Source organism: Candidatus Pelagibacter sp. Uisw_127, from assembly GCF_047722515.1.
In the GTDB taxonomy this organism is placed as follows: Bacteria; Pseudomonadota; Alphaproteobacteria; order Pelagibacterales; family Pelagibacteraceae; genus Pelagibacter.
In genome coordinates this window covers 271,358-288,757 of record NZ_CP159815.1, presented here as the reverse complement: position 1 = coordinate 288,757, position 17,400 = coordinate 271,358, and the positions used below count along the sequence as shown (strand labels likewise).

General features: G+C 30.4%; 19 protein-coding genes. 11 read left to right on the top strand and 8 right to left on the bottom strand.

Annotated features, from left to right (window positions below; translation table 11 throughout):
- The first annotated feature begins 3 nt into the window (after window positions 1-3).
- The 7 genes from ABXT65_RS01475 (at window position 4) to ABXT65_RS01445 (ending at window position 6,296) form a co-directional block, all read left to right on the top strand.
- The gene (locus ABXT65_RS01475) at window positions 4-420 is read left to right on the top strand and encodes a hypothetical protein (protein WP_415323731.1); all 417 of its coding nucleotides are present in this window, start codon (window positions 4-6) and stop codon (window positions 418-420) included.
- Between the two features lie 126 nt (window positions 421-546).
- Window positions 547-1,947: an ammonium transporter gene (locus tag ABXT65_RS01470; RefSeq protein WP_415323730.1), complete on the top strand. Its 1,401-nt coding sequence runs from the start codon at window positions 547-549 to the stop codon at window positions 1,945-1,947.
- A gap of 12 nt (window positions 1,948-1,959) precedes the next feature.
- A complete protein-coding gene (locus tag ABXT65_RS01465; protein ID WP_415323729.1) occupies window positions 1,960-2,184 on the top strand; it encodes a hypothetical protein in 225 nt (74 codons plus the stop codon).
- A gap of 61 nt (window positions 2,185-2,245) precedes the next feature.
- Window positions 2,246-2,395 (top strand): hypothetical protein, encoded by a 150-nt coding sequence (locus tag ABXT65_RS01460; protein ID WP_415323728.1) that lies wholly within the window; start codon window positions 2,246-2,248, stop codon window positions 2,393-2,395.
- Window positions 2,395-3,720: a type III glutamate--ammonia ligase gene (gene glnT / locus ABXT65_RS01455; protein ID WP_415324196.1), complete on the top strand. Its 1,326-nt coding sequence runs from the start codon at window positions 2,395-2,397 to the stop codon at window positions 3,718-3,720. The genes ABXT65_RS01460 and glnT overlap by 1 nt, the downstream gene beginning before the upstream one ends.
- Window positions 3,721-3,725: 5 nt before the next feature.
- Window positions 3,726-4,868: a diaminopropionate ammonia-lyase gene (locus tag ABXT65_RS01450; RefSeq protein WP_415323727.1), complete on the top strand. Its 1,143-nt coding sequence runs from the start codon at window positions 3,726-3,728 to the stop codon at window positions 4,866-4,868.
- Between the two features lie 6 nt (window positions 4,869-4,874).
- A complete protein-coding gene (locus ABXT65_RS01445; RefSeq protein WP_415323726.1) occupies window positions 4,875-6,296 on the top strand; it encodes a cryptochrome/photolyase family protein in 1,422 nt (473 codons plus the stop codon).
- Here the strand turns inward: ABXT65_RS01445 and ABXT65_RS01440 are convergent.
- The 8 genes from ABXT65_RS01440 to ABXT65_RS01405 are packed head-to-tail and all read right to left on the bottom strand — an operon-like array spanning window position 6,264 to window position 13,741.
- Window positions 6,264-6,710, bottom strand: a complete 447-nt coding sequence (locus tag ABXT65_RS01440) for a secondary thiamine-phosphate synthase enzyme YjbQ (protein WP_415323725.1) — start codon at window positions 6,708-6,710, stop codon at window positions 6,264-6,266. The two genes, ABXT65_RS01445 and ABXT65_RS01440, sit on opposite strands and share 33 nt — an antisense overlap.
- Entirely contained in the window at window positions 6,707-7,765 is a 1,059-nt protein-coding gene (gene zapE, locus ABXT65_RS01435; RefSeq protein ID WP_415323724.1) for a cell division protein ZapE, read from the bottom strand. Before zapE ends, ABXT65_RS01440 begins: the two co-directional genes overlap by 4 nt.
- Entirely contained in the window at window positions 7,762-8,190 is a 429-nt protein-coding gene (locus ABXT65_RS01430; protein ID WP_415323723.1) for a hypothetical protein, read from the bottom strand. The genes zapE and ABXT65_RS01430 overlap by 4 nt, the downstream gene beginning before the upstream one ends.
- A gap of 2 nt (window positions 8,191-8,192) precedes the next feature.
- Window positions 8,193-9,491 carry a PQQ-binding-like beta-propeller repeat protein gene (locus ABXT65_RS01425; protein WP_415323722.1) on the bottom strand — a complete coding sequence of 433 codons (1,299 nt, stop codon included), beginning with the start codon at window positions 9,489-9,491 and terminating at the stop codon, window positions 8,193-8,195.
- Entirely contained in the window at window positions 9,484-10,128 is a 645-nt protein-coding gene (locus tag ABXT65_RS01420) for a hypothetical protein (protein WP_415323721.1), read from the bottom strand. The genes ABXT65_RS01425 and ABXT65_RS01420 overlap by 8 nt, the downstream gene beginning before the upstream one ends.
- A gap of 2 nt (window positions 10,129-10,130) precedes the next feature.
- Window positions 10,131-12,800, bottom strand: a complete 2,670-nt coding sequence (gene acnA, locus ABXT65_RS01415) for an aconitate hydratase AcnA (RefSeq protein ID WP_415323720.1) — start codon at window positions 12,798-12,800, stop codon at window positions 10,131-10,133.
- A gap of 6 nt (window positions 12,801-12,806) precedes the next feature.
- Complete coding sequence (locus ABXT65_RS01410) at window positions 12,807-13,394, bottom strand: LysE family translocator (RefSeq protein WP_415323719.1); 588 nt, start codon at window positions 13,392-13,394, stop codon at window positions 12,807-12,809.
- Between the two features lie 5 nt (window positions 13,395-13,399).
- Window positions 13,400-13,741 (bottom strand): tRNA-binding protein, encoded by a 342-nt coding sequence (locus ABXT65_RS01405; protein WP_415323718.1) that lies wholly within the window; start codon window positions 13,739-13,741, stop codon window positions 13,400-13,402.
- 27 nt (window positions 13,742-13,768) lie between these two features.
- Here ABXT65_RS01405 and argE point away from each other — a divergent pair, with 27 nt between their 5' ends.
- The 4 genes from argE to ABXT65_RS01385 are packed head-to-tail and all read left to right on the top strand — an operon-like array spanning window position 13,769 to window position 17,383.
- Window positions 13,769-14,959: an acetylornithine deacetylase gene (gene argE, locus ABXT65_RS01400; protein ID WP_415323717.1), complete on the top strand. Its 1,191-nt coding sequence runs from the start codon at window positions 13,769-13,771 to the stop codon at window positions 14,957-14,959.
- 38 nt (window positions 14,960-14,997) lie between these two features.
- The gene (gene puuE / locus ABXT65_RS01395; RefSeq protein WP_415323716.1) at window positions 14,998-15,900 is read left to right on the top strand and encodes an allantoinase PuuE; all 903 of its coding nucleotides are present in this window, start codon (window positions 14,998-15,000) and stop codon (window positions 15,898-15,900) included.
- Window positions 15,900-16,889 (top strand): allantoicase, encoded by a 990-nt coding sequence (gene alc, locus ABXT65_RS01390; protein WP_415323715.1) that lies wholly within the window; start codon window positions 15,900-15,902, stop codon window positions 16,887-16,889. Before puuE ends, alc begins: the two co-directional genes overlap by 1 nt.
- Complete coding sequence (locus ABXT65_RS01385) at window positions 16,889-17,383, top strand: ureidoglycolate lyase (protein WP_415323714.1); 495 nt, start codon at window positions 16,889-16,891, stop codon at window positions 17,381-17,383. The genes alc and ABXT65_RS01385 overlap by 1 nt, the downstream gene beginning before the upstream one ends.
- The last annotated feature ends 17 nt before the right edge of the window (window positions 17,384-17,400 follow it).

Sequence of the window (17,400 nt, the reverse complement as noted above, 5' to 3'; positions counted from 1 at the left end):
ATTATGGTTAAGAAAAAAACAAAAACAAAAAAAAAAGTAAAAAAAGAAAAAGAAATAAAACTAGGTGGTAAATCTAAAGAAACTGCTAGAGAAAAAATGATCGGACAACATATTGGTTATAGATATGATGTTAACTTACTGCCTGATTATAAAAAAATTACTCCTTTCTTAAAAAAATACATTGAAGCGATGGGATGGGATGATCTTAATTGGTTAGAAGATGTTCATATGGGATACGAAGAAGATAGGCCTGCTGTATTTTGCAGAAATGCTAATGGTTGGGTTACTATTCCAAAATCAATTAAATTGCCAAACAATCAACAAGATCGAGATATGATTGCAAGAGAGCTTTTAGTTAAATTTCAAATGTCTCCAAAACACCCTCTTGTTGATTTAAAAAAAGCATACCTTAAATTTTAGTCTATCAATCAAGGGTTGATTGTTTCTTTAAAACTTAGCATAATTACTAGGTTTTTTAAGTATTGTTTAGTTTGTCACACCCCTTCAAATTTCATAAGCTTTCTTAAACAAATATAGGGAGAGATTATGACTGATCAATTAGGTGCTCTTACAACTATATTCACAGAATTTTACTATTGGGTAACGGTAGTAATGATGTTTTTAATTCACGTTGGGTTCTGTGTTTATGAGGTCGGAGTATCACGTTATAAACATCACCAACACACCTTAATGAAAAATACTCTAGTAATACCGTTAGTAACGGTCACGTGGTTTTTCTTTGGTTGGTGGATTTACTGGGCATTCCCAACAGGACCTGGAATAGCACCTTCAATAATGAATGGTAGCTCTGCATTAATTACTGATGAGAGTACTTTTAGTGCAAGATGGTATTTGGCAAATACTGAATTTATGGCGATTAATTTAGGTGATCGTATAAGTGGAGTATTCTGGGCTGCGTTCTTACTATTTTCATGGACAGCTGCTTCAATTGTTTCTGGAGCACTCATTGAAAGAATTACAACTTTTGCATTTGGAATTTTAGCAATTGCAATAGGTTCGTTTTTCTGGGTAATTGATGCTGCTTGGGGATGGCACTTTGATGGATGGATGCTTAAAATTTTAGGATATCATGATGCTTATGCATCAGGAGTAATTCACGCGATTGCGGGTGGATTTGCTTTAGGTGTTCTAATTGTTTTAGGACCTAGAATTGGAAAATTCTCATCAAGTGGTGAGCCAAGGAATATAGGACCAAGAAACCCATGGCTAGTTACAGTTGGGTTATTTTTAATCTATACTGGCTTCTGGGGATTTTATGCGGCATGTAATATACCGATATTTGATCTTGGACCTGAGTATGGAATGGAAGGTGTAACATACTGGACAGCAACAAATATATATGTAACCCCCACTACACTCAGTGGTATAACCTTTAACTTCTTGATGTCATTATCAGGTGGATTATTGGCCGGATACGTGGTCGCCAAAGGTGATCCTTTTTGGACTTACTCAAGTGGACTAGCGGGAATCATCTGTGCATCAGCAGGTAATGACTTGTATCACCCAATACAAGCAATGTTGATTGGTGCTATCGGAGTTGTCATTGCATATAAAATGCATTTTTGGGTTGAACGTAAGTTCAAAATCGATGATGCAGTTGGTGCCGTTGCAGTACATGGTTATGCTGGCTTTGCTGGACTTGTAATTTGTGGATTTGTTTTAAATGGCTATCCTTCATCTGGATACAGTGTTGGAGCTATGTGGGACGGATCAACTTATGCATCTATCAATCCACTAGGGCAATTTCTAGGAGCAATTATAATGTTCGGAGTTCTTGGAATGCTACCAGGCTATGTCATAGCTAAAATACTAAACGGAATGGGTAAATTGAGAATCCCACGTGAAGTAGAAATAGCTGGACTGGACTATGAAATAATGGAGGATGATAGAGATGCTGAAAAAGCAGTCGCCTCTTCAACTAGGTAAAGGAGGAAGAATATGGCTACAGTTACAAACTGGATAGATCATTTAAGTGCTAAAGAAGTTGTCGGAGCAGTGTATCCGGGAGCTGGATCTAGTGAAACTTTACTAGTTATTATTGGTATAGTTTTTTGGATTGGCTGGCATGTGATTACTTACAAATCTGAAAGTGAAAAACTTTCAAGATTAGCTAGGAAAAGGCATGGTGCAAATGATCATAATAGTAATAATACCAATTGGTAATATAAACTAAAATTTGGGCGCTACTTTATTGTGGTGCCCTTTTTTTTAGAATTTTATAAATATGGAAAATAATAACGAAAATCAAAGACCGAGCAAAATGCAAGGCGTGGTATTCCCTAAAGCAAAATATGGAGTTATTGCTGCTATAATAATAATTATTGGTGTTAATTTAATCTATTATAAAGAAACAGTTTTTTCATTTTTTAAATGATGGTAAAAAGTTTATCTAAAATTGCCAAAGCCAAAAAAATTAAATATTTCCTAATTAGCTTTGTAGATTTATTTGGTATCCTAAGATCAAAACTAGTTCCAGCAGAAGCAATTGGAGAGATGCAAAAAAATGGTGCTGGTTTTGCTGGTTTTGCAACTTGGCTTGATATGTCACCAGCTGATACTGATATGTTTGCTTTACCAGATCCCGATAGCTTAATTCAATTACCTTGGAATAAAGAAGTTGGTTGGCTAGGATCTGATTTATGGATGGGTGGACAACCAGTAAAAGCCTCCCCAAGAGTTATGCTTAAAGAACAAATAAAAAAATTAGATAAGAAAAACTTGCAGATGAAGTCAGGAGTGGAATGTGAGTATTTCTTAATTTCTCAAGATGGCTCAAGTATCGCTGATACAAAAGATACTCAATCAAAACCTTGTTATGATCAATCAGCATTAATGCGTAGGTATGATTTAATAAAAGAAATTTGTGACGGTATGATTGAGATGGGATGGCGTCCATATCAAAATGATCATGAGGATGCTAATGGGCAATTTGAAATGAATTGGAATTATGATGATTGTTTGATTACAGCAGACAGACATGTCTTCTTTAAGTATATGGTAAAATCTTTAGCTGAAAAACACGGTCTTAGAGCAACGTTTATGCCAAAGCCTTTCAGTAATTTAACCGGGAATGGTTGTCATGCTCATATTTCACTTTGGCATAAAGGGAAAAATAAATTTTTAGATGAGAATGATAAACTAGGTATATCAAGACTTGCCTACAATTTTTTAGGCGGTGTAATGCAGTTAGCTCAACCACTTTCAGCATTTTTTAATCCTACAGTAAACAGTTACAGACGAATAAATGCACCTCCAACAAAATCTGGTGCTACATGGTCACCAAGTAGCATCTCCTACACTGGAAATAATAGAACCCATATGATTAGAGTTCCAGATGCTGGTAGATTTGAATTAAGGTTAATGGACGGTTCATCTAATCCATATTTACTTCAAGCGGGTGTAATTGCTGCTGGTCTACATGGTTTAAATAATAAAGTTGATCCTGGTAAGCCTTTGTCTTGTAATATGTACACAGATTACAAAAACTATCCCTACTTGAAAAAATTACCAAATCAAATAGAAGATGCTCTAGAGTTTCTTCAAAATAGCAAAGAACTTAAAGAAGCTTTTGGCGAAGATGTTATTACAAGTTATATAAAATTAAAAAATATGGAAATTAAAGATTTTAATAAAAATGAAAAATTTGATAAAAAAAACTCAGTAACTCACTGGGAAAAAAATAGCACTCTTGATTGTTAATAAAAATGAAATCAATCCTTCAGAAAGACCTTTGGTCCATTACATCTTTTTTAAAAAATAAAGAGTATAACTTTAATAAAAAAAATATACTCACTCAATTACCAGAAAAATTTATAGATGAAGCGATATTGGCCATATCTAGTTGGGATAATTACGCTCCTACTCCACTGATTAAATTAAACAAATTAAACAATGAATTAAAATTCAAAAATATTTACTACAAGGATGAAGATAAAAGATTTGAACTTAAGTCATTTAAAGCGTTAGGTGGAGCCTTTGCTGTTTACAAAATTGCAAGTGAAAAAAAGAACATAACAGTTTCGACAGCTACGGCAGGAAATCATGGAAGATCAGTTGCTTGGGGTGCACAAAGACTAGGTTTAAAATGTAAAATATTTATAAGTGAATTTGTTAGTGAGTCTAGAGCTGAAGCTATGCGCAATCTGGATGCTGAGGTTATTAGAGTTAAAGGGAATTACAACAATTCATTAAAGGAATGCATCAAACAATCTAATGCAAATAATTGGGAAATTGTACAAGATGTGTCTTGGGAAGGTTACAAAGAAGTACCAAAATTGATTATGGCTGGGTACACAATAATGGTTAAAGAAATTTTAGATGAAATAAACTCAAATTCAATAACACACGTATTTCTTCAAGCAGGTGTTGGAGGAATGGCAGCAGCAATGATCGCTGGCTTTGCGAAATTATCTAAAAATATCCCAAAGTTTATTACTGTTGAGCCAGAAAATGCTGACTGTGTGTTTCAAAGCATTAAGAATAATAAACCTACAACTGTTGATATAAAAAAAGAAACAATAATGGGCGGAATGTCTTGTGGAGATGTTTCAAGTATTGCCTGGGAAATTTTAAAAAATTCTACTAACTACTGTTTAACTGTACCTGATGAAGCAATCTCAACTACTGTTGCACTGCTAGCAGAAAAACATTTATCTGATGAAAAAATAATAGCTGGTGAATGTGCTGTCCCAGGTATAATTGCGTTAATAGGCTCATTTAACAATAAAGAATACTTAGATAAGTTAGAGTTAAATGAAAAATCAAATGTACTTTTATTTGGTTGTGAGGGTTTAACTGATAATGCAATGTACCAAAAACTACTAAGCGATGGATTACAAAAAATCTAAGTAAATATGACAAAAAAAGCTGTTGTTTGGATAAGAGAAGATTTTAGAATTGAAGATAATGAAGCCTTAGCTATTGCAACTCAAAATCATGAGTTTGTAAGTGCTCTTTATATTTATAACCCAAAAAATTTTGATAAAAAGAGAGAAGCTCAAAAATGGTGGATCTCTAAAGCTCTAGAAAATTTTAATCAAGATCTAAAAAAGTTAAATATTACATTGGAAGTTCAATTAGGTGATGAACTAGAGATATTATCAAATTTAAAAAAGAAGGATGATGTTACTGTTTATTGGAGTAAAGTATATGAACCGGATGTAATTAATAAAGGTAAAAAAATAAGAGATCAATTCATTAAAAATGAAGTTCGATATAAATATTTTAAAGGAAATATTCTTGTAGAATTTCAGGAAATGACTAAAGATGATGGTACACCTTATAAAGTATTCACTCCTTTTTGGAAAAAAACTGAGCAACTTTATATCTCAAAATCACCTTCTAAATTTATAAAAGTTAAATCAAAAATAAAAAAAATAAGCATATTTAAAAAATCAATTTCTATAAAAGAAATTTTACCTAAAAAAGATTGGCATAAGAAGTTTGAGAAATATTGGATACCATCTGAACAAGAAGCTAAAAAATATTTACAAGAATTAATAAATAATAAAATTGAGGGCTATGGGGAAGCACGAGATATTCCGGGTGTTAATGGAACTTCCAAGTTATCTCCTTTCTTAAAATTTGGCCAAATACATGTGAAAACAATTTGGAAGAAATGCCAAGACATTAAAATTAAAAAAATAGGATATAGAAAGTATATTAATGAATTAGGATGGAGAGAGTTTTCACATAGCTTAATTAATTACTTTCCTCAAATGTTGAAAGGCAATCTTAGAAAAGATTTTGATAATTTTCCTTGGGTTAAAAATGAGAAGTTTCTTAAAGCTTGGAAAAAAGGCATGACAGGATATCCCATTGTTGATGCTGGGATGAGGGAACTCTACGAAACAGGATGGATGCACAATAGGGTACGAATGATTGTTGCTTCATTTCTTGTAAAGCATTTAAGAATTCATTGGGACGAGGGAGAAAAACATTTTAAAAATTGTTTGGTTGATTATAATGAAGCTAGTAATGTTGCCCAATGGCAATGGGTTGCAGGCTGTGGTGCTGATGCAGCTCCTTATTTCAGAATATTTAACCCTATTCTTCAGGGTGAAAAATTTGACAAAGATGGAATTTATACAAAGAAATGGGTTCCAGAGCTTAAAAATATGCCTAATAAATTTTTATATAAACCATGGGAACTAGAAAGCAAATACCAAGAGCAGATTAAAGTTATTGTGGGTGTCGACTATCCAAAACCAATTGTAGACCACGCTGAAGCAAGAAATGCTGCATTAGAAGCTTTTAAAACAATTAAGAAAAGCTAAACCTAAGTAATGAAGAACAATCAATCTATTTTGCTTCTCAATTCTATGCTCAAAAAGATATAGCCCCTGCCAAGTTCCAAGTAATAACTCATTATTTTTAACGCTCAAAGAGATTTGATTATTAGTTAACGCGGACTTAATGTGTGCAGGCATGTCATCTTTTCCCTCAGCTGTATGAATATAAAGGGAATTATCCATTGGCACGAGCTTATTAAAAAAATTTATTAGGTCAGTTTGAACATCTGGGTCAGCATTCTCTTGAATTATTAATGAAGCACTAGTGTGTTGAATGCTTATATTGATAATTCCGTTATTAAACTCATTATCATTGAGCCATTTGTTTGTCTGGCTTGTAAATTCATACAGCCTCTGTCCATTTGTATCCAACTCTAAATTAAAAAATTCTTGTCTCATAGCTTCTTATATTTGATGGATGTTAATTCATATAATCTACTAATAGTTCTTTTAAATATTTTTTTTAAATCCTCAGAGGAACTTAATAAATCTAATTTTAGTTGAGACGATATCATTAATGGTATATTTTTTTCATAAAGAATATCAATTAATGTAATAAATCTTTGTTGTTGATTAGAATTATCACTATTAAAGATAGGAATATTTTCTATAACAATAAAAGTACACACTTCAGCTATTTTTATATAATCCTCTGCTCCAATATTTTTAGAACATAATTCTTTAAAATCAAAACGTGCTATTCCATCAAAGTAATTCTTGATAGTAAGCTTTCTACCTTTAATACTTAAGATCATTTCTTTATTAGTAAGATTTTTAGTTATTTTTCTAAAAAATTTATTAAGTTTAAAATTTGTTGACTCATTTAATGGATAAAAATATCTTTCATTTCTATTTTTTAAAGACTTTCTATAATCATCTTGGATAATCAATTTTGCCTGATTGGATCTTTCCTTCATTATTTTAATAAAGGGAAGAAATTGATCTCTTTGTAATCCATCTTTATAAAGATCATTTATTTTAGTATTTGATGAAAATAAAACTTTTATATTCTCGTTAAATATTTTTTTGAATAAGCTACCTAAAATCATGGCATCTACGATGTTCGTAACCTGAAACTCATCAAAATAAATTAATTTAGATTTACTTTTTAGTTTTTTGACAAATTTATCTATAATATTTTCTTGTGTATTTTCTTTATTTTTAAATACAAAGTCATGAAAACTAATCATAAACTCATTAAAATGAAATCTTCGCTTAGTTTTATCAAAATTATTATAAAAAAAATTTAATATCATGGTTTTACCTACACCCACATCACCTTGTAAATAAAACCCTGTTTTAGAATTTTGTTTAGTAAATATTTTTTTTAAAAGTGATTTATTAAAGTTTTGATTGTAGAATAAATTCAATTCTTCTATTGAATCTAATTGATTGGGATTAATTTCTAAATTGTTAATTTTACAATAACTAAGAAATAATTTATTTAAATTCATTTTTTTGTTTTAAAATCTATACCATATTCTGATCTAGGGCCTTTTCTTAATCCAAAGGGGCCAGATATAAACAAAGTAAGTGGTCTTGTTTCTGGTTTAAGATCAACTCTGTGCAAATTATTTGCTGACCTGAAACCAATATATCCAGGCGATCTCCAAAATCTTCCAGTATTTAGTGTTTCCCAATAACCCCCTCTTAATATCACTGTTATATAAGGAAATGTATGATTGTGAACTCCTTCCCCATGATCGTCAGCTAACATTTCGTGTAATAAAATATTAAATGGAAACCATTTTGGCCTATGTCTTAATAAGACATAATATCTATTCATCCAGGGTTTAGCTTCATTAAATTTGGGATGGGTAGGTCCTCGATCTAAAACAATTTTTTTTCTTCCTAATTTATCAAGTAACTTAAGAAACATTATTAATTAAATTTAATAATAGAACCATTGCTTATTAAAAAAAGATTATTTTCACTTATAAATGGTTGTAAAATTTTACCACCTGAAATTTTTACTACATTCAAGATGTTACCATCATTACTATTTACAATAATTAATTTTCCGTCACTATTAGTTAAATATATTTTATTCAAAGCTACAAAAAAACCAGTAGGTTTTATTTGGCTTCTTTTTTTATCTTTATAATTCTTAAATAAATCATTAATTCTTATTATGTTTCCTGATTTTTTATCGATTATATATAAATATCCTTTTTCAGATATAGTTATTATAAGTTTACCAATAACAACAGGCTTAAGATCGGAATTAATTTCATTTTTCCAATTAATCAATCCAGTGGTTATATCTATTGAATAAAATTCACTTTTATTATTTGAAAATAAAATTGAATCTTCATTTATCACCAACCTAGAACTGGATAATTGGAAGGCATTTTTACTTATATTATTATTTTGAGTAGGCAATTGCCAAACTAATTGACCAGATTTTAAGTTAACAGCCGTAATATCTCCAATTGAATTATTAAAATAAATATTTTGATTTTTAATTACAATGGATATTTTTGTATTTGACTTTGTTAACGACTCTTCGGTTTTCAAATTCCATGACTCTAAACCATCTTTAATTGATATAGATCTTAAAATATTTTTATAATCAACTGCATAAAAAAAACTGTCTTTTATTTTAATTTCTGAGTTAAAAGGTACGGTATTGTTTTTTGACCAAATCATATCACCTGTTTCAATGTTTAATGCATAATATTTTGCAATATTGTCAGTGACTATTAATATGTTTTTATGGATAGCAAAATTTAACCTCGGCTTAAGTTTTTTTTCTCTTTTACTATAAAAATTTTTTTTCCATATTATTTTTTGATTTTGATCATAAAGTATAATTGCCCCCTTATTGTCAGAGAAAATAATATTTTCATTATAAAAAACTGGCTGTACATCAATATGTTGAAAATTATCAAATTTAGAAAAATTATATTTTCCTATTTTTTCTAAACCACCCTCATAAAAGAGCTCACCAATATTATTTTGATTATTATTATAGTTTTTGTTAAATTTTCCATCTGAAATTTTAATTTCTAAAGTTGGGTTAAGCTCTTGCTCTTCTTTAACCTGTTTTGTTAAAACTGTTTTAATATTTTGAGTTTTTTCTAAATTAGGTTTATCCTTTCCAAAAAAAACTTTTTTTTTGTTTATCGAGCAGTTATTTACAAATAATAAAATTAAAATTAATAATGATAATTTATTCACCAAAGTCTCTATTTAGTCTCTTTTGTGTTTCTACCATTATGCCTTTGTTAGCATTAGGTATTAGTAAAATTTGATTGAAAAATTCTTTAGCTTTTTTTTTTTGATTTTTTGAATAAAAATATTCTGCCATTAGATATAAAGAATGTGACTTCCATATACTTTCAGAATTAATTATTGGGTTAAGTATTTGCAATAAATCATTTTCAGAGGAATGGTTAGAATTAAATAGTGCTTTTTTATATATAATTAAATTTTTAATTTCTTCATCTAGGTTTGTTTTATTTATTAACTCATCAAATAAACTATTAATTTCATTTTTATTATCTATCAAATTATTGTCGATTAAAAAATACAAAGCTAATGGTGAATAAGTCACATCATTTTCATTAATCAATTTAATTAATTGATTGATTGTGGTTTGCTTATCTTCAGTCTTAAAATTTATTGTTGTTATGTTAAATTGATTTGCTAATTTTATTTTATTTCTCTCTTTTATTTCTTTCATTGCAAGAAGCCCAATGATTGCAATAAGTATAATTGAAAACCCTAATATTATATTTTTCTTGTTATTAATGAAAAAATTTTTAATTTTTTCATTTCTTGTATTTGAATCTATAATTGTAACCTCTTCATCCATAGTTAAATCATATTCCTTAGTACATACTGAAGAATACCACCATTTTTATAATATTCTAATTCATTCTTGGTATCAATCCTGCAAAGAGTTTTGATTTTCTTAATATCTCCAGATGCATATTTTATCTCAACTTGTACACGGTCTGATGGGTTAACACCTTCCTGAATATCAATAATCGTAATTAACTCTGAACCAATTAAATTGAGATTAGTTCTATTATTTCCCTCAGTGAATTGAAGTGGTAATATACCCATACCAATTAAATTTGATCTATGAATTCTTTCAAAACTTTCAGCTATTACAACTTTTATACCTAATAATTTAGTTCCTTTGGCAGCCCAATCTCTAGATGATCCTGTACCGTATTCCTTTCCACCAATTATTGCTAAATCGGTTCCTCTTTTTTTGTATTCTTCTACGGCATTATAAACGGTCATTACTTTTTCTTCAGGATATAATTTAGTAAAACCACCTTCTGTTCCTGGGGCCATTTCATTTTTTATTCTAATATTTGCAAATGTTCCTCTCATCATAACTTCATGGTTCCCCCTTCTAGATCCATAAGAATTGTAATCTTTTGGAAGTATTTGATGTTCCGTGAAATACTCACCTGTTGGACTCTCTTTTTGGATATTACCCGCTGGGGAAATATGATCTGTTGTTACCATATCACCTAAGATTAATAGAGGTCTCGCATCTTTAATAGATTTAAAACCCTCAGGTTTATCAGATAAATTTTCAAAAAAAGGTGGCTTCTTCACATAAGTTGATCCAGAATCCCAGTTATAGATGCTTGTATTTTCGGTTTTTATTTCTTGCCATTGTTTAGGTCCTTCCGAAACATTTGAATATCTTTTAATAAACATTTCTGCATTCAAAGATTCTCTTAAGGTATCTTCTATCTCTTTATTTGACGGCCAAATATCTTTTAAAAAAATGTCTTTACCTTCTTTGCTTTTTCCCAGGGGTTCTTTATATAAATCAAATTCCATATGCCCAGCAAGAGCATAGGCTACGACAAGTGGGGGTGATGCTAAATAATTAGCCTTGATATGTGGTGATATTCTTCCCTCAAAATTTCTATTACCAGATAATACTGATACAGTATATATATTCTCTTTTTCAATTGCCTCAACGATTTCTTCAGGTAATGGTCCTGAATTTCCTATACAAGTTGTGCAGCCATATCCTACTAAATTAAAACCTAGTTTATCTAAAAATACGTTTAATCCAGCTTTAGCTAAGTAATCAGTTACAACTTGAGACCCCGGTGCTAGTGATGTTTTTACCCAAGGCTTAGTTTCTAAGCCAAGTTCTACAGCTTTTTTAGCTAATAAGCCCGCACCGATCAAAACATTTGGATTAGATGTATTTGTGCATGAAGTAATTGCAGCAATTAATATTGAACCATCTTTAATTTCATAATCTGTTCCAGAAACTTTTGAGATACTTTTTTCTTTTCTTTCAGTTGCATCTTCAAGAACTTTTTTAAATCCAGTAGAAGCATCAGTTAATAAAACTTTGTCCTGAGGTCTCTTAGGTCCAGAAATTGTTGGTACAATTGTTGACATATCTAAAGATAATGTATCAGTAAACTCAATTCCATCGCTGGCCCATAACCCTTGTTCTTTTGCATACTTTTCTACTATGTTAACTGTATTCTCATCTCTTCCAGAAAATCTTAAATATTTTAATGTCTCATCATCAATTGGGAAAAAACCACATGTAGCTCCATACTCTGGGGCCATGTTTGCAATAGTTGCCCTATCAGCTAATGTTAAATTTTTTAAACCATTACCATAAAATTCAACAAATTTTCCAACAACATCTTTGTCTCTTAACATTTTTACAACAGTTAGGACTAAGTCTGTGGCAGTTGTACCTTCTGGCATTTTGTTGGTTACCTCAAACCCAATCACTTCGGGTATTAGCATTGAAATTGGCTGACCTAACATTCCAGCTTCAGCTTCAATTCCACCTACACCCCAACCAAGAACAGATAATCCATTAACCATAGTAGTATGACTGTCGGTACCAACTAATGTATCGGGAAACAGATAGTCTTCATCTCTAAACTTTTCGGACCAAACGACTTTTGATAGATATTCTAAATTAACTTGATGACAAATTCCTGTCCCAGGAGGCACTATTCTAAAATTATTAAATGCCTGTTGGCCCCATTTTAAAAAAGAGTATCTTTCCGCATTTCTTTTAAATTCAATATCTACATTTTTTTCAAATGAGTCTGCATTTGCTGATTTATCTACCTGTACAGAGTGATCAATAACAAGGTCAACTGCAGATAGTGGATTAATAGTATTTGGGTTTTTATTTTTTTCTTTAACAGCCTCTCTCATAGCCGCAAGGTCAGCAACCGCTGGAATTCCGGTATAATCTTGTAACAAAACTCTAGCTGGTCTGTAAGCTATTTCAGTTGATGACTTTTTTGTCTTTAACCATTCTTTAATTGCCTCTATTTGACTTTTGGTAACAGACAACTCATCTTCATATCTTAATAAATTTTCTAATAAAACTTTAAGTGACTTTGGAAGTTTTGAAATTCCATCTAGACCATTTTTTTCTGCTTCATCTAAAGAGTAATATTTATATCCACTATTATTGATATTAATAGTTTTTAAAGAGTTATAAGAATTTTTATTTCCTGGTTTCATTTAGTTTTAGATATAGAATCCTATTATACAAACGATAAGTAGCAATGACATAGCATAATTAAATCGTTTAATAAAATTATTATTTGTAGCAAAATTCCTTAAAAATTTACCAAAAAAAGCCCATGTAGTAATGCTTGTAAGGGCTGTTAACGAACAAACCACTATAACTGTTATAGAGCTATTTAAATAATCATCTTCTATTACAAATTTTGAAATTAGAGTGATTGCTGCCATTACACCTTTGGGGTTCAGAAATTGAAATATAAAAGTATCAATAAATTTTACAGGATTAATTTTTTTGTTTTCTTTGGATAATGATGAAAATGAAATTTTGTAAGCTAAATACAGTAGAAAAAAAGTTCCTAGCAATCTAATTACCTCTTGTATTAGTGGGTATTTTATAAAAGTTGATATCAATACAAAGTTGATCAAGATTACTAAGGTTGTATAACCCAGCCAGACTCCTAAAATTGACGGTATTGTTTTTTTGATACCAAAATTAAAACCTGAAAAAGAAGCTACAGCATTATTTGGTCCAGGCGTATAACCTAGAGAACAAGAAATCCCAATTAATAAAAATAACTCTGGATGCATCAGGATTAGGCTATAGGAAGACCGTTTTCAGAATCTTGAGATGGATTAACTAATATAACTTTTCCTTCTTTATCGATCGATCCTAAGATTAAAACTTGTGAAACAACGCCTGCAATATTTTTTTCAGGAAAATTACAAATACCAATAACCTGTTTTCCTCTTAAATTTTCTTCATTATAATAATGAGTTATTTGTGCAGAAGATTGTTTGATTCCAATCTCTTTGCCAAAATCGACCTCAATAACTAAAGATGGTTTTCTAGCTTTTTCATTTTTTTTTACAGAAACTACAGTGCCTACTCTAATATCTACTTTATCAAATACATCATAGGTTATTTGTTCTTTCATATATTTAATATATAATAGAACTTATTTATGAGTACAGAAAATACTTCAGATCAGTTATTTGATAACTCAGTTAAAATTTTAACTGATTTAATAGCTTTTAAAACAATATCTGGAGAAGATAACAACTCATTAATTAACTACTGTGATGAAATTTTAAAAAAAATAGGCGCAACGTCATTTAAGACTTTTGATAATGAAAAAAAAAGAGTTAATCTTTTTGCAACATTAAAAGCCAAACACCCTAGTGATAAAAAACCAATAATTTTATCTGGCCATACAGATGTAGTTCCAGTTTCAAAAGGATGGAGCACAGATCCATTTGTAGCAACGATAAAAAATGATAAACTTTTTGGTAGAGGTGCTTGTGATATGAAGGGGTTCATTGCTTGTACACTTGCATTTGCACCAATTTATTCAAAAGCAAATTTAGACAGGGACATTCATTTTTCTTATACCTTTGATGAAGAAACTGCGTGTATAGGAGCTCCAATTCTAATCGAAGAATTAAAAAAAAGAGGAGTCAAAAATGGAATTTGTATTATAGGTGAACCAACAAATATGAAAATCATAGATGCACATAAAGGATGCTATGAATACACAACTTACTTTGAAGGTTTAGCTGGACATAGTTCGGCTCCACATAAAGGTGTTAGTGCTGTTGAGTATGCCTCTAGATATATAAATAAATTAATTGAACTAAGAGAAAAACTTAAAGAGAGATCTCCAAAAGATTCAATTTTTGACCCGCCACACTCTACTCTTTCAATTGGTGGAATTTTTGGTGGTATAGCACACAATGTAATTGCAGATAAATGTTATGTTAACTGGGAAACAAGACCAGTTGTTAAAGAAGATGGTGTGTTCTTAAACACAGAATTAGACAAATATTCAAATGAAGTACTTTTACCTGAAATGAAAAAAGTTTTTCCAAACTCTTCCATTACAAAAAAAATTATTGGAGAAGTTACAGGGTTTGACAGAGATAAAAAATCTAATGCTTGTGAACTTATTTCAAATCTAACTGGTGACAACACAAGAGAGGTAGTTTCTTTTGGAACTGAAGCAGGATTGTTTCAAGAAATAGGAATAAGCACTGTTGTTTGTGGTCCTGGCTCTATTGAGCAAGCTCATAAAATTGATGAATTTATAATTCTCGATGAGCTTAAAAAATGTTTAAGCCTACTTGATGGTATTAAGGGAGAATCTATTTCAAATTAATAAATTGTTAACACTCTAAAATTAACTTATGATTTTTTATGCCTAAAAAAAATATTCGAGACATTATTGGCTATGGTGCTAAAGGGTTAAAAGTTGTGTGGCCTAATAACGCTCGTATAGCTGTTCAAATAGTTTTAAATTATGAAGAAGGAGCAGAAAGTTGCGTTTTAAACGGTGATAAAAATTCAGAAATTTTTCTATCGGAAATTATAGGTGCTAAACCTATAAAAGGGAGACATGTAAATATGGAGTCCCTTTATGAATATGGATCAAGAGCTGGCTTCTGGAGATTACATAAATTATTCCAAGAAAAGAAAATTCCAATAACAGTTTTTGGAGTAGGTATGGCTTTAGATAAAAACCCCGAAATATGTAAAGCTATAAAAGAAGCGGGTTACGAAGTAGCATCCCATGGATGGAGATGGATTGATTATCAAAACATTAAAAAATCTGAAGAAAAAGAACACATGAAACTTGCCATACAAACTCATAAAAAAATATTTGGTGTAAGACCAAATGGGTGGTATACTGGTAGATGCAGTCCTAACACTAGAGACTTAGTTATGGAAGATGGTGGTTTTTTATATGACAGTGACTCATATAGTGATGATTTGCCTTATTGGGAAACTAGAAATAAAAAAAGTCAGTTAATCATTCCTTATACACTTGATAATAACGATATGAGATTTACTACCAATCAAGGCTTCAATACAGGTGATCATTTTTTTACATATCTTAAAGACAGCTTTGATACTTTGTATGAAGAGGGGAAAACAAGCCCTAAAATGATGTCTGTAGGATTACATTGTAGATTAATTGGAAAACCTGGGAGAATTCAATCTTTAAAAAAATTTTTAGATTATGTGCTGAAACATGAGGATGTGTGGTTATGCAAAAGAATTGATATAGCCAAACATTGGATGAAAAACTATTCTAACTGATGTCAAAAAATATTATCTTCACAAATGGTCTTATTGATTTAGCTCAACCTAGATTGGGTTCTAAAGTTATATTTAAGACAGATGATTTTTTTGCTTCTGCAAATAGAATTATTGATCCACTACCCGCAGTATTTAAAGAGGGGTTATTTGATAAAAACGGTAAATGGATGGATGGATGGGAGTCTAGAAGGAAAAGAACATCGGGATATGATTCTTTAATCATTAAACTTGGTAAACCAGGGTCCATTAACAAAGTAGATGTTGACACTTCACATTTTAATGGAAATCAACCATCTATGATTTCATTGGAAGGTTGTTACTCAAAATCAAATAGTATTAAAAACTTTAAATGGAAAACCTTCATTGGTAAAAAAAAAACAAGAGCAAACAGTCACCATATATTTAAGTCTTCTTCTAAATCTATTTTCACACATATTAAATTAAATATATTTCCAGATGGTGGTGTTGCAAGGTTGAGGCTTTATGGAAATATATCTAAAGAAAATAATAACCTTAAAAATAAAAAAATTAATTTAACATCATTATTAAATGGTGCATCTGTTATAGCTTGTAACAATGAGCATTTTGGAAAAGCTGAAAATATTTTAGCGCCAGGGAAAGCCAAGAATATGGGTGACGGATGGGAAACAAGAAGAAGAAGAGACAAGGGTTTTGATTGGTTAATATTAAACTCTATTAAAGGTGATAAAATTGATAAAATTGAAATATCAACTCATCACTTTAAAGGTAATTATCCAAGTCATTGTTCTTTGCAAGCCACCTATATACCAGGCAAAAAATCTTCTTCTGCTATTGTTAAAAGCTCAAATAAATGGAAATTTTTATTGAGCAAGACTAATTTATCTGCAAATAAAACTCATAAATTTATTAATAAATTAATGAAAAATGATAAAATTAATTTTATTAAAATAAATATTTTTCCAGATGGTGGAATTTCTAGATTTAAAATTTTTGGTAAGGCGATTTAATGGAAATTACAATTAACCCCATACCTATTACAAAAGAAAACTTCTCTAAATTTGGAGATATGATTACAACGGCTGATATTAAGCCTATTGAAATTAACGAAGGTTATGCCAAAAGATTTGACGGAATAGCTAACTTAGATACCTCAAAAGATAATGGGGAAACTACTATTAGTATTTTTTCAACTCTAAAGAGATCTTTTCCAATGAAAATTGATATGATGGAAAAGCATCCTTTGGGAAGTCAAGCCTTTATACCAATGAAACAAACTACTTTTTTAGTACTTGTTGCACCGGGCGGTGATAAACCTGATCTTAATAAAATTGAAGCTTTTATTGTTCCTCCAGAAATAGGTGTTAATTACAATCCGGGTACTTGGCATTTTCCTCTAATAGCCACAGAAGATATGAACTTTTTAGTAATCGATAGAAAAGGCTCTGGAGATAACCTTGTTATCGAAAATATAGAAAAAGAAAAAATAATCCTTAAATACTAAAACCCGCCACACTAATG